The organism is Vibrio sp. V38_P2S17PM301 (assembly GCF_009904845.1).
Classification (GTDB): domain Bacteria; phylum Pseudomonadota; class Gammaproteobacteria; order Enterobacterales; family Vibrionaceae; genus Vibrio; species Vibrio proteolyticus.
In genome coordinates this window covers 1-14,349 of record NZ_WXWO01000011.1, presented here as the reverse complement: position 1 = coordinate 14,349, position 14,349 = coordinate 1, and the positions used below count along the sequence as shown (strand labels likewise).

Genomic DNA, 14,349 nt, shown 5'->3' with positions numbered 1-14,349 from the left:
ATATAAGACCATTCCTGTAGCAACACGCTAAAATAAAACCTAACGAAGTCAGAATTATAAATTTCGGTTATGACTTACTTGTCTTACGAATAAGAATATTCCTGCTTACATTGCATAAAATTGACATCTCAAACAACAACGTTATTAACAAAAATGTATTTAAAGGCAATAACAAAATAAAAAATGGCGTTATTCGCATCAAGAGCCAACAGACATGGAGGAGGGTGGAGTACACGGAATGAGAGTTACGTATGAGAGGCAACAAAAAACCGAGCCTAAGAGACTCGGTTTATGCTACGTGTTTATTCGTCAGGGTATTGCCTTTGCTGGCGTGAACGATCGGCTTTCGCCTGCCAATGTTCATTCGGATCGTAAGACTCATCGCACAAGTCGATAGTAAATCCCATCTCTTTAACTTCTTTTAGCGTCAGATTGTCTGCCAGATGAGTAACTTCACCCGTTTTATTCCGCAGTTCCATGTTGCCTCCTCAGGTCCTCTAACCACTGGTCTACTCACTGTTCACAGTGAAAGTATAGTGAAGATTCATCAAACCACGGCGCAACCAGAGCACAAAACTCCGGCCACCACAATAAGCACATGATTGCGTATTATTTTTTCTTATCTCAGTTAAAACAATTGTTCTATTTTCCGGCATACTGCGTCCGCTAACCGATGGCTGGCCACATTACGTTCGGCCACCTTATGAGGCAAACGCCCTTGTTCCACCACCCTGATCCAGTCGTGAATCATCGCTTCGAAGCCCTTACTGGTTAGCATCGGCGTCCAATCCGGCAACATCAACCTGCATTCCTGCCCCTGACGCCAGTCTCTGCCTGCAACGAACGAATCAAAGCGTACACCGCGATTGAGGTAATCGGCCGAGACCGTTTCAGTGGTCATACCGAACTGACGATTCATCGAAGCGTGCAGTAATGTCTCCCCCGCTTGCCATTGCACATCAAGGCGCCCAAGCTGATGGCCCTGCTTTTGCCAGGTGATGTGAACATCTTCAAGGCCGTCTCTGGCGTCGAGATTGACGCTGTCGAGCGGATGAATAAAATCGTCGAAAATGAACGTGCGCACATCGCCTGGCTGCGCATGGCGGTGTTTTTCCCAGCGCAACGCCAGCAGCTCACCGCACTGGTGATGCCCCAGTTCGGGCACATGTTGATTGAACAACGGAATGTGACGGCGGTTAAAACCGACATACAATGGCTGGTTAACTTTTCCGGCCAGTTGATAGAGCGACTCCACCTCCTCTGCACTGTCTGCGAGCGGCTTATCCACGAACGTTGGAATGCCCTGTTCGAGGAAAAATGCGGCGATTTCAACGTGCACCTGAGTCGCGGCATGGATCATTACTGCATCCACTTGCATGTTAAGCAACGTCCGATAATCCTGACAATATTCGTTTACCCTATAGCGCTGCGCCAGTTGGGTCAGAGTCTTGAGGTTGCGGGTGCAAAACACCAATTCGATCCCTTCTAACTGCGCCATGACGGGTAGATATGCTTTCTGGGCAATATCGCCCAGACCGATGATTCCTATTTTCATGCTGATCCTTTCACTGCCTGTGCGGTGGCGTTGTCTGCGCAGAATTGCGGCAGCCCCATCCGATATGAGATAACCTTAACATAATCCGCAACGGGGTAAGGCAGCATGAATCATCTCAATATGGATTTTTCGCAGCGAGTGGTCATCCACACGGCACAACAGATCTGGCAGTCCAGTCCAGCACCCGGAGTGTGGCGTAAACCACTGGAGCGCGAGGCCCGGGAATCCGGCCACACGACGAGTGTGGTGCGCTACGATCCTGGCTGCACATTTCGTCCCCATCCACACCCCTTAGGGGAAGAAATTCTGGTGCTTAAAGGTGTGTTTTCCGATGAACACGGTGATTATCCGGCCGGCAGTTATCTGCGCAATCCCCCCGGTAGCCAACACGCCCCATTTAGTCAGGAAGGCTGTGTAATTCTGGTCAAACTCAATCAGTTCAGTCAAGACGATCTGTCGGAGGTGCGTATCGCGACCAACAACGTCCCCTGGCAAACCAATTCAGAGGGGATTCAGGAGCGATCACTGCATGAGTTCGGCGATGAACACGTTCGATTGCTCAAGCTGAATGCGGGCGAGCAATGGTGTCCGGCCAATGGCGGTGGTGAAGAAATCCTGGTGCTGAGCGGTACGTTAAACGATGAATTCGGGGCATACCCGTCAGGTTGTTGGATTCGCAATCCACAAGGCAACGCGCACCATCTGTTCGTCAAACAGGAAACCGTCATCTGGTGCAAAACCGGTCACCTTGCCCCGCGCTGATGCCGCATGCTCCGCACCCGTTATGACCACAAAAACATGCCTGACATCGATGGGCCGCTCTCACTTCGTTGGACAGCTTACCTGTGCGGCGTTTTCTGCCGATAAAGCATTCATAATGATGATTTATAGCGATAAATTATAGACAGAATCCAGAATAAGAAACCTGTAATTAACAATAAAATCCCATAAGTATCAAAAATTTATTTTGAGCCATTGCAATAATTGCAAAAAAATCCCTGCTTTATTCAAGGATATGATCAGCGTCAACACGACCTACCTCTAAAGGGCTACACTTTGTGATGCAATGTGTAAATCTGTTAGAAGATATTAAAAACTATGTCTATAAAAAAACGTTATATCGCACTGATCGCGGCCGTCGGTATTGGTATCGGCTGGCTGACACTAGGGGGTTCGGCGGCGGTGATGCACTACACCTCTAGTACCGAATTTTGTCTTTCCTGCCACTCAATGGAAATACCGTATAAGGAGTACCAGGGTTCTGTTCACTTCAGCAATGCCAAGGGGATTCGCGCAGAGTGTGCCGACTGTCACATTCCAACCGACCCAATGAGTTATCTGGTGACCAAGATCCGCGCCACCAAAGACATCTACCATGAGTTTGTCACTGGTAAGATCGATACAGCGGAGAAATACGAAACACACCGCAAAGAACTGGCCGAAATGGTGTGGGACCAATTCCGTGCCAACGACTCCGCCACCTGCCGCTCTTGTCACGATTTCGGTGCCATGGAGCAATATGAACAATCCCGTGATGCGGCGAAAATGCACGAATACGCCGTGGCCAACAATCAAACCTGTATTGACTGTCACAAAGGCGTAGCTCACTTTGCTCCGGAAGCTCAGCTCGACAGTAAAGCCTTCGATACCCTGATAGGCTTTACCAAGCAAACAGCCCCGGGTGCGACCACAGTTTATCCCGCCACGACGATTGCGATGGGCGATCTTGGTACCATCAACCCCACCACCAAACTGGACGTAGTTAAAGCCGATGGTGATAACCGCACAGTGACCTTAAATGCCTACCAGATGAAAGGAGCCGAACAGGTTCTGTATATGGGTGAAGGACAGCGCTCCATCGTCGCCACCCTGACCGATGCTGGGCAAAAAGCGTTGCAAGCGGGGGACTTCCAAGCCGACGCTTACGGGAATGAATGGCGTGAAGTCACCCTGACCGCCAACATTACTGAGCCGGTTCTGGATACCTTAGATCCAATATGGCAATACGCGGAAGAGCTGGACAATGTTTACTGTTCAACGTGTCACGCCAAAATCCCGGCCAATCACTTCACGGTGAATGCCTGGGGTCCGGTTGCGAAGAGTATGGGGGAACGGACGGATATTACCGACCAGAACCTGGAAATTCTCACCAAGTTCTTCCAGCACCACGCGAAAGATGTGGTAGGTCACTAAGGAATATGAAGGATAAAACTATGACTGATATCTCTCGTCGCGGCTTTCTTAAAGGTACCGGAATGACCGCAGCAGGTGCGCTGGCGTTCACGTCATTCTCCCCTGTTTCACTGGCCGCTTCCCAACAACGCGGATCTGGTGTTCTGACCGCAGGCCGCATGGGGCCGATGCTGTGTGAAGTCAAAGATGGCAAACTGGTGTCCACCACCAATGCGCTGGCACAAACCGTTCCAAACAGCCTGCAAAGCACCGGGCCGGACCAGGTCTACACCAAAGCGCGAGTCAAATACCCGATGGTGCGCAAAGGATTTTTGGCCAACCCGGCAGCCCCTCAGGGTCTGCGTGGTAAAGATGAGTTTGTCCGCGTATCTTGGGATGACGCGTACAAACTGATTCACGAACAGCACATGCGCATTCGGAAACAGTATGGTCCGTCGTCGGTTTTCGCCGGTTCTTATGGCTGGCGCTCAAGCGGTATTTTGCACAAAGCCCAAACCCTGCTGCAGCGCTACATGAGCCTGGCCGGTGGCTATTCTGGTCATCTGGGTGACTACTCAACCGGTGCGGCACAAGTGATCATGCCGCACGTGGTTGGCTCAATCGAGGTATACGAACAGCAAACCACCTACCCTGTCGTTCTGGAACACAGTGATGTCGTGGTTCTGTGGGGGCTGAACCCGATTAACACGCTGAAGATTGCCTGGACATCAACCGACTGCGCCGGATTGGAATTTTTCCACCAGTTGAAAAAGTCCGGTAAAACCGTGATTGCGATCGACCCGATTCGTTCAGAAACCGTCGAGTTTTTCGGTGACAATGCGCAGTGGGTAGCCCCGCACCCGATGACCGATGTTGCCATGATGATGGGTATTGCCCATACGCTGATCGTCCAAGGCAAACACGACAAAGCGTTTCTCGATAAATACACCGCCGGCTACGACCAGTTCGAGGCCTACCTGCTCGGGAAAGAAGATGGCGTAGAAAAAAGCGCCGAATGGGCGGCCGGCATCTGTGGTGTCCCCGCCAAGCAATTGACCGTGCTGGCCGATATCTTCAGCAAAAACCGCACAATGCTGATGGCCGGCTGGGGAATGCAGCGCCAGCAATACGGTGAGCAGCGCCATTGGATGTTAGTGACACTGGCCGCCATACTGGGTCAGATCGGTCTGCCAGGCGGTGGATTTGGTTTCTCTTACCACTATTCCAACGGCGGCAACCCCGCACGCGACGCTGGCGTTTTGCCCGCCATTTCAGCCTCGATCGGCGGCGGCTCGTCGGCCGGGAATGATTGGGCGGTGTCTGGGGCAGTGCAAAGCTTCCCGGTGGCTCGTATTGTCGAAGCACTGGAGAATCCGGGTGCCCCATACCAGCACAACGGACATGAACTGATCTTCCCGGACATCAAAATGATCTGGTGGGCAGGCGGTGCCAACTTCACCCATCACCAGGACACCAACCGCCTGATCAACGCCTGGCAAAAGCCTGAGCTAATCGTCATTTCAGAGCCTTACTGGACGGCGGCCGCGAAACATGCCGATGTTGTGCTGCCGATCACCACCACGTTTGAACGTAATGACCTGACCATGACGGGTGACTACAGCAACCAACATCTGGTGCCAATGAAACAAGTGGTCGAGCCGCAGGGCGAAGCGCGCAACGATTTCGATGTGTTTGCTGACATGGCTGAGCTGATCAAACCGGGTGGCTACGAAGTCTTTACCGAAGGAAAAACGGAAATGGAGTGGCTGTATGGTTTCTACAAAGCGGCACAGCAAAGCGGACGCGGAGCCCGGGTCGCCATGCCGAATTTCAGCCAGTTCTGGCAAGAGAATCAGCTGATCGAAATGAAGTGGAACGAGAAAAATGCCCAGTTCGTGCGATATGCCGACTTCCGTGAGAATCCGATACTTAATCCACTTGGCACGCCTAGCGGTAAAATTGAAATCTACTCGAAAACCATCGAAGGATTCGGCCTCAAAGACTGCCCTCCACATCCAACCTGGCTGGAACCGACTGAATACACCGGCAACGCCCAACCGGATGAATTGCAGTTGATGACAGCACACGCGGCGGATCGCCTGCACAGTCAGTTCAACTACGCTAAGCTGCGCGATGACTACGCGATTGCCAACCGGGAGCCGATCTGGATTCACCCGCACGATGCCGAGGCACGCGGAATCAAAACCGGCGATCTGGTGCGCGCATTCAATGGCCGTGGTCAGGTGCTGGTCGGTGCTCAGGTAACAGACCGCATCAAACAGGGCTCCGTTTGTATCCACGAAGGCGGCTGGCCAGATCTGGATCAACAGACCGGGATCTGTAAAAACGGCGGCGCGAACGTGCTGACACTCGACATCCCGACATCACGTCTGGCCAACGGCTGCGCTGCCAACTCAGCTCTGGTACGGATTGAGAAGTACACCGGACCAGAGTTAGAGCTGACGGCTTTCATACCACCAAAAAACGGATAAGTCCGTACGTTCAAAGCCGGCGCAACGTCGGCTTTTTTATTGTCCCAACCAGATTAATGACCAATCACGTGATTATTCCGCTTACCTTTATGAGCCAGATCTTATATCGTACATTCCCTTAAAATAAACAGGGTTAATCACCCTACACTCTTGTCGTTGCCTTTCTCGATAACACAACAGGAGTTCATTATGACTCTGACCGTACTCGATCAATTCGCTCATCAAAAAGACTTATATCCCCACCACACAGCGCTGGTTACCTCCCAGCACACTTTAAGCTATCAGCAACTGGACCAACTCAGCGACAAACTGTGCGGGCTGATCCAGCATCAGGGCGTTAAGCCGAACGATCTCGTGCCACTGATCGCTCACCGCGACGCTGAACTGATCATCGGCGTGCTGGCCATTCTCAAAGCCGGCGCTGCCTATGTCCCGATTGACGCACGCTATCCGGACAAAAGGGTGCAGACGATCCTCGACCAGATCGACGCACCACTGATCTTAACCAGTCGCAGCGATATCCTGCCAGACGACACCGATAAGCCGCTCATTGCCATCAACACGCTGGATAAATTGCCTCACTATCCTCGTAAAACCACTACGGTTTCTGCGTCGATGACGGCGTACGTGATTTTCACTTCCGGCACCACTGGTGCACCAAAAGGCGTAATGATTTCCCACGCCTCGTTGTGGAATCTGATCCACTGCCACAATCAACGCTTCGCCATGTCTTGTGCCAGCCGATCGTCGTTAATGGCCGGGATCAGCTTTGATGTCGCTCAGTGGGAAATATGGTCTCCGCTGTGCTGTGGGGCTACGCTCTGTCTGCCTGATGACGATATCCGGCTCGATCCTCATGCGCTGCTGGAGAACTTTGCTCACCATCAGCTAACCCATGCGTTTGTGCCAACCGTGATGGTACCGGAGGTTCTCGCCGCACCGCAGCCGGACAATCTCAACCTACAATATCTGTTTACCGCCGGCGAGAAACTCAGTCCGGTAGACTTGCAAGGCATCCCATATACCCTGGTCGACTACTACGGACCAACCGAAACCACAATCTTCACCACCTGTCATCTGGTGGAATGTCGTCGCCGCAATCAGCCAGCCAGCATCGGCTACCCTGTCGCCGGAGCACGTCTGTTTGTCCTTGATGAACGACAGCAACCGGTCGCACGGGGCCAAGCCGGAGAACTCTACATCACCGGCCCCGGCGTGGCACAGGGTTACCTCAACGCACCTGAACTCAATCAGAGCAAATTCGTCCGCCTGCCAACATTATGCCAGGAAGTGCTGTTTCGCAGCGGCGACCGGGTGATTGAGCTCGACAACGGTCAATATCAGTATCTGGGCCGACTGGACGATCAGATTAAAATCCGAGGTAACCGGATTGAACTGGCTGAGCTGAACCGCGTGGTCCAAGAACTACCGGAGATCACCCACGTGGCAACACGGGTGATTCACCCAGAATCTGCCCACTCGAAACGCATTGCGGCCTTTGTCACCAGTCAGGAAGAGCCTGACAACCTTAAAACCAAGCTGCGTCAGCACCTGAAAACGTCACTACCGGACTATTTTCAACCCAACTTCATCGAAGTGCTGACCCATTTCCCCTTAACGGAGAATGGTAAAGTGGATCTGAATCGGTTAACGCAAGATCTTGAAACCCGCCTTGCCGCAGAGGTTATGACCCCGTCGGAAGCGCTCACTGACACACAGGCTGCCATAGCGGCCGTATGGTCAGAGTTACTGGGGGTAAATGATATTCGCCCTCAGAATGCGTTTTTTGATATTGGTGGGGACTCGTTGTTGGCCGTCAGCATGATCACTCAAGTCAGCCGTCGGTTGGGCATCAAAACGTACGTCCGGGATGTGTACGAGTACCCCTCGCTCAACGCCCTGGCAGCCGCTCTGGAAACACGACGTCATGCGCAGCCATCCGATCTGGATCGCGAACCTTCTCAGGTGTTACAGCAAGATATTCAATTGCCATCGGGATGGAAAATTTCAGCACCATGCAACGACCATCAGTTGTCAGCGCCACAACTGATTCTGCTGACCGGCGCGACCGGTTTTGTCGGGGCTCATTTATTGGCCGAGTTACTCCGCACAACAAATGCGAATATCTGTTGCTTGGTGCGGGGACGCTCACCAGAACATGCCGGACAACGTCTTCTGGATGTCCTGAAACGCTACCGAATTGAGTTGTCAGAACATCAACTGGAACGCATCCAACCGCTGGCGGGTGACATCGCGGATACGCATCTGGGATTGCTGGACGCCACTTACGACGCGCTGTGTCAACAAGTCGATGTGATTTACCACAGCGCCAGTGCCGTCAATTTTATTCAGCCCTATTCCTACATGCGACGTGACAACGTTCAGGGGCTGCAACAAATCATCGCCTTTGCTGCAGAGCACAAAACCAAACCTTTGGTGCTGCTCTCAACCATTTCGGTTTACAGCTGGGGACAACGGTTTACCGGCAAACGCGTCATGTACGAGCACGATGATATTGATCAGAACTTAGCGGCGGTCAGCGCCGACATCGGCTACGTGCGCAGCAAATGGGTAATGGAGAAAATCGCGGATCAGGCGGCCCACTCGGGTTTGCCCGTGATGACCTTTCGCCTCGGTTACGCGACGTGCCACAGCCAAACCGGGGTCAGCGCCAACTATCAGTGGTGGGGGCGCCTAGTTGAAACTTGTCTGCAGACCGGCTCAGCGCCGCAGCTGAGAGACCTTTACGAAGGGCTGACCACGGTCGATTACATGACCCAGGCTATCGCCTACATCAGCCGTAACCCTAAAGCACTGGGGTTGAAGTTCAATCTCATTCATCAACACAGCAACAACCTCTCGCTTGAAGCGTTCTTTCAGCGATTGAATAACAGCTTTGATCTGTCATTGAAAAGGATGCCCTACCCTGAGTGGCGTGCCCAATGGGAGCAAGATAGCAACGCGCCGTTATATCCGCTGCTTAGCTTGTTTAAAGACAATGTGGTGGACGGACTCTCCACGGTCGAGCTCTATCAGGATACGTATATTTTTGATAACCAGAACACCGCTCGTTTTCTTCGTGGCAGCACCATTGAGGAGCCCGTGTTTGATAAAGCGATGCTGGCACGGTATCTGGAGGCTTCCTTCGGCTATCGACCGCTGAACGCATAACCGAGCGGGGGGACGAAAAAGGCGCTGAATACTCAGCGCCTTTTCTTAAAGGAATTAATCGACAGTTTTGCTCAGTCTCAGACTCGTGATGGCGGCAATCACGCCGATGATCACATACAGACTGACGTTCCATGCTCCAGCTTCCGCCACCGCGTTCAACGGATTCGAACCGAGCAGCGCGTGCATCGGCAACGCGAAAATAGCCGTGAAGAAATCGCTGATGCCGTAAAAATCAAACAAACCGATCGACATCCATTTCAATGCGTAAATTGCCACTACCATCACCAAGATCGGGGAATTGACCCGCTGAGAGATCGCCATCGCGGTCAGCGCCAGTGGCATAACCAGAACCCCCACTAACGCCATGCGCAAAATGAACTCCAGCCAGTGCATGAGGACAAAGCTCAACGCCACCTGTTTATACAACCCATTCAGCTGATTGTCTGTCGACAGGTTTAACAGCCACAACAGCAAATCGGCTGCCAGTACCAGAGCCGAACACACCAGTGGAATGGCCAACAAACCAAACCCCAGCTTCACCAGTAACGTTTTCACATCACTGACCGGCATACTGCGCCAAAACATCAAACTGCCTTCCTGACGCGCTTTGCGCAGCGTTTTAGGAAAATACAGACTTGCCAATATCAAAGAGACCAACCCCGCCCCGCCCATGACCAATGTGTTCAGGCTGTCATTCAACTCAAGATCAAAGGGTCCGCTGTTGTCACCGAAACTCAGTTCAAAAAACAGATTGTGTTGAATGGTCGCGTTGGTCAGCAGGCTGGCAAACAAAGCCAGTCCACATATCATCACAAACAACGGGATGTACAGCACCACCCGGTTTTCCAGCCACTCTTTTTCCAGCATCGCCATACTCGCTCGCATCACGCAGCCTCCTTTTGCAGGGCCAAAAACAAATCGGCCAATTTTACACTGTAAACAGAACCTAAGTCGGCCACGCTGGCAGCATGCCTGGCATCCAATAACCAGCGCGTACTACCCAATGCTTTCTGAGACGATAAGGGGTTCAGAGCCCGGATCTGCGCCGCATGATCATCACTGGCATCCAAAATAAAATAACGCTCACTGAGCTCATCCATGGAGCTTTGCATAACCGCATGGCCATGTTTGAGGATCAGTACATCGGTCAGCAGGTGTTCAATCTCAGCGACCTCATGGCTGGCGATGATCAGCGTTCGCTCACCGTCGTGAAACCATTCCAGCAGATGACGATAAAACGTATCACGGTACACCAGATCCAGCCCCAGAGTTGGTTCGTCCAGAATCAGTACCTGAGTGTCCGTCGCAATCACAATCGCCAAATGAAGCTGGACTTTCATCCCCTTAGACAGCGCCCGAACTTTTGCGCGGGCAACAATGTCCGTCTTGGCCAACATCGTCTGCGCTTTATTAATGTCAAAGCTGGGATGCACACCCTCGACATATTTGAGCAATTGAGCCACCGTCATCCATTCTGGCAGTACATTGACATCCGAGATGTAAGAAAGATGCGCCATCAGCTCTGCGCGGTGCGCAATCGGCTCCAGATCGTTAATGCGAATATCACCCTGATAGTGATGTGCGCCAAGCAACGCTTTGATCAGAGTAGACTTCCCGGCACCGTTGTGACCGAGAAGCCCCAGCACCTGGCCGCCACGCAGTTCAAAGCTGATATCGTGCAGCGCTTCACCTTGTGTCGCTTCGCGACCGGCATAGAGCTTCGAAACATGTTTCACACTGACTAACGGCATGATGGATCACCTTGTAAATGGGGTTGGAGCAGCTCGACGAAATCGTCCAGCGGCATACCCAAACGAGTTAATGTGGCTGCAATCTGCGGGATCTGCTGTTGGATAAAAGAGGCGCGCTCCGCCTCAGCCAGCTTGGTCGTCGCCCCCGCAGAGACAAACATACCCTGACCACGACGTTTTTCTACCAGACCTTCATCAACCAAAAGTTGATACCCTTTCATTACAGTTAAGTGATTGATTTTCATATCAGCGGACACGCTCCGCACCGAAGGTAGTGCTTCGCCTTCGGCCCAGACTCCCTGCAGAATCTGTCGGGTGATCTGATCCGCCAATTGACGAAAAATCGGTTGGTTATCCTGCCATTCCGTCAAATCCTGGGTCCTCTCATTGATATGGTGTTATACCTATATATAACACCATAATTAAAAGCCGCCAATAAAAAAACTCCACCCGAAGGTGGAGTTTCTTAATTCACATGTTGAACGTGGGATCAGTTGGTCGTGCAATCTGCCGGACCGATCTCTTTCCAAACGCCCCACTCACCCGTTGTTCCAGGCTCTTCTCCGGTGGTCCACCATTTGGCTTCCCAGACCTTCGCTGCCCATGTAACTTGATCGCCGCCGTTGTACACTCCCGCAGTCTCCCACAGATTAGTGCACGTGCCGCCGCCGGTGTCTTTCTTCGCAACGACCACCGTGGTTGACGCCGACGCGGCCACTTTGCCATCACTCACGGTGACCGTGAACTGCAGCGATGTGTCTTGCGTATATTCAGCCGCCACAAAGCTCAGGGTAGCGCCATCGATGGTTGCATTCACACCAGCAGGGACATCCCAGCTGAACGTCAGTGTATCGTTGTCAGCATCGCTGGATGCCGACGCATCCACCACCACCAGCTCACCCGCGACAGCATTGGCTGGCGCAGAGACAGCCGCTACCGGAGCGTTATTTTCTGGTTCAGTGCCTTTTGGCTGTACCGTTACGACCACTTGATCCGATGCTGAAGCACCATCATTGTCGGTCACAGTCAATTCGAACGTCAGGGTTTCCGTCGCAGCGACTTCGGCCACATTGAAACTGGCTTGTGCTGTGTTGGCGCTTGTCAGCGTCACTGGCGTACCCGCCACTTGTTGCCATTGGTAGCTGGCGATCGTGCCATCGGAGTCTCGCGATGCGCTGCCGTCCAGTGTCACACTAGCCGGACCAGTCACCGTCACATCAACGCCAGCGGAAGCCGTTGGTGCTCGATTGGCAGGAGGATCCCCCGCCAAGCCTTCATGCATGGCGTTCAGGATATCGCCATTATCCGCATCAATTTCCCATGAAAACAGACCCGCCAGCCCCAGACTGCGAGCGTAAGCGCCTTTCGCCAGCACAGAGCGGTGGTCGTCAAACGTGATCAGCTGACCAGTGGAACGGTTCCACACCCAAGGCGCTTCGGCTTGCGCATCATAGCCATACTCGAAGCCATTGATGCCTGTGCCATCTGGCCCCAGCATGTAAGATTTCACGCCTTTGTAATCAATGACGCCCTCTTCCCACACGCCTTTCGCGGTAGTGCCTTTCAGCTTGCCGTTACCCACACCGGTCATCGGATCGTTCGGATCGCTCAGAGAACCAGGTGTGACACCTTCCCAGCCACGGCCGTACATCGCCGTACCCAGCACCAGTTTGTTCGCTGGCACACCCTGTGCAAGCAACAGCTGAATGCCGTTATCCGCGGTGTAAGCCGGACCTTTGTACGGTTCGCCGTTTTCATCGACGCCGGAGCCATCACACTGACCAGGGCGCATGAACGTGCCACAGTTGAGTGCTGTCTGATGGCCCAGCACGTTGTTCCAGCCGCCGTAGAAGTCGTACGTCATGGCGAAGATGTAGTCCATATACTGTACCGCTTCGCCGTAGTTCACGTCTTCGATCTTGTCGTAGCCCACACCAATTGCAGACGTCAGTTCGTAGGTGCGACCCGTCTCTGCTTCCAGTTCATCCAACATGGCTCGCAATTCGCGCATCAACGCCACGTATGCCGGGCCGTCATTGACTGGATCACCCAGATCCGGCGCCGCGCCGCCGCCGCCAGGGAATTCCCAGTCAATGTCGACACCATCATAGAATTTCCATGTTGTCAGGAAACGTTTCACCGACGCAACAAATGTGTCGCGGTTGGCTTTGGTGGTAAAGTCAAAGAACGGATCAGACAGTGTCCAACCGCCGATTGACGGGATGATCTTAAGATCCGGATTGCGCTGTTTGAGCGCCATCAACATGGCGTAGTTGCCTTTGATCGGTGAGCTGTACTCGTGACCAGCTTGCGAAAAACTCTTCTGATACGCCGCCCAAGGGTCATGAATCACCACTTCGTAGTCCGGCACACCGTTACACGCCGTCATTAACGCGTTGTAGCTGTTACCGCCCACTTGCTTGACAGACTCGTTCGGACCACAAATTGGGATAAAGCCATACAGGATGTGGGTCAGGTTGTCTGCCGGGATATTGTCCACGGTATAGTTGCGGCCATAGATGCCCCACTCTACAAAGTAAGTCCCGACAACGGTATTTGGGTCGGTGTTGTAGGTTTTGTTGTTGGGATCCACATTCATGGTCAGCGGTTTCAGATGTGAGCCATCAGTGTCGGCGACAACCAGCTCAGCAGGCGCACTGGCACTACAACCACTGGCATCACACGCTTCGACGGTCATCTGGTATAAGCCACCTTGGCCATATTTGAAACTGGCGGTCGTTTGACTGCCGGTGATCGGGCCAGTCGCCACTTCCACGCCATCAAATAAAATTTTGTAGGTGTCGCCGGTGGTGCCACTCCACTGATTGAACTTAATGGTGATATCCGCTTGGTCGTGATATTTCACCATTTGGTTGTATCCCGCGGTGGTTTCCATCGCCAGCTCTATCTTGGAAAACTGAAGATTGTTGGAACCATAGACGTCAATACTAGGAGCCGCAGGTGCAGCCATCGCAGCGCCAGATAGTGCCATTGCGATACTCGCGGCGCACAAAGTAATACGATTCATACCTATTTCTCTCATTCCTTGTCTGTTTCACCCGCAATCGCCCTTTAACTGGTGTGTTCACCCCAGGCCTGCGAGCAGCCAAATCTTCACCAATGCAGTGAAGATACCCAACAGTATTCGAGAGACTTTTTTTTAATTGAAAAAAATTAAAACACTATTCGAGTCAAGACGAAAAAATAG

At 52.6% G+C, this 14,349-nt stretch carries 10 protein-coding genes; 4 read left to right on the top strand and 6 right to left on the bottom strand.

The window, feature by feature from the left end:
* Positions 1-302: 302 nt before the first annotated feature.
* Together CAG64_RS23575 and CAG64_RS02495 are read right to left on the bottom strand one after the other, a co-directional pair.
* Complete coding sequence (locus CAG64_RS23575) at positions 303-479, bottom strand: hypothetical protein (RefSeq protein ID WP_021707460.1); 177 nt, start codon at positions 477-479, stop codon at positions 303-305.
* Between the two features lie 149 nt (positions 480-628).
* A complete protein-coding gene (locus CAG64_RS02495) occupies positions 629-1,555 on the bottom strand; it encodes a Gfo/Idh/MocA family protein (protein WP_021707459.1) in 927 nt (308 codons plus the stop codon).
* A gap of 105 nt (positions 1,556-1,660) precedes the next feature.
* Between CAG64_RS02495 and CAG64_RS02490 the strand changes: the two genes are divergently transcribed.
* The 4 genes from CAG64_RS02490 to CAG64_RS02475 all read left to right on the top strand — a co-directional run bounded on the left by CAG64_RS02490 (position 1,661) and on the right by CAG64_RS02475 (position 9,390).
* Entirely contained in the window at positions 1,661-2,317 is a 657-nt protein-coding gene (locus CAG64_RS02490) for a cupin domain-containing protein (RefSeq protein WP_161452540.1), read from the top strand.
* Between the two features lie 336 nt (positions 2,318-2,653).
* Positions 2,654-3,748, top strand: a complete 1,095-nt coding sequence (locus tag CAG64_RS02485; RefSeq protein WP_161453473.1) for a NapC/NirT family cytochrome c — start codon at positions 2,654-2,656, stop codon at positions 3,746-3,748.
* Between the two features lie 20 nt (positions 3,749-3,768).
* Positions 3,769-6,219, top strand: coding sequence for a trimethylamine-N-oxide reductase 2 (locus CAG64_RS02480; protein ID WP_161457554.1), 2,451 nt, complete (start codon positions 3,769-3,771; stop codon positions 6,217-6,219).
* 189 nt (positions 6,220-6,408) lie between these two features.
* Entirely contained in the window at positions 6,409-9,390 is a 2,982-nt protein-coding gene (locus tag CAG64_RS02475) for an amino acid adenylation domain-containing protein (protein ID WP_161457555.1), read from the top strand.
* Positions 9,391-9,444: 54 nt separating this feature from the next.
* Here CAG64_RS02475 and CAG64_RS02470 read toward each other — a convergent pair whose 3' ends face one another.
* The 4 genes from CAG64_RS02470 to CAG64_RS02455 all read right to left on the bottom strand — a co-directional run bounded on the left by CAG64_RS02470 (position 9,445) and on the right by CAG64_RS02455 (position 14,169).
* The gene (locus CAG64_RS02470) at positions 9,445-10,275 is read right to left on the bottom strand and encodes a hypothetical protein (RefSeq protein ID WP_161457558.1); all 831 of its coding nucleotides are present in this window, start codon (positions 10,273-10,275) and stop codon (positions 9,445-9,447) included.
* The gene (locus CAG64_RS02465) at positions 10,275-11,144 is read right to left on the bottom strand and encodes an ATP-binding cassette domain-containing protein (protein ID WP_161457559.1); all 870 of its coding nucleotides are present in this window, start codon (positions 11,142-11,144) and stop codon (positions 10,275-10,277) included. The genes CAG64_RS02470 and CAG64_RS02465 overlap by 1 nt, the downstream gene beginning before the upstream one ends.
* Positions 11,132-11,512, bottom strand: coding sequence for a GntR family transcriptional regulator (locus CAG64_RS02460; RefSeq protein ID WP_161457556.1), 381 nt, complete (start codon positions 11,510-11,512; stop codon positions 11,132-11,134). Before CAG64_RS02460 ends, CAG64_RS02465 begins: the two co-directional genes overlap by 13 nt.
* 119 nt (positions 11,513-11,631) lie before the next feature.
* Entirely contained in the window at positions 11,632-14,169 is a 2,538-nt protein-coding gene (locus CAG64_RS02455; RefSeq protein ID WP_161457557.1) for a glycosyl hydrolase family 18 protein, read from the bottom strand.
* Positions 14,170-14,349 lie beyond the last annotated feature (180 nt).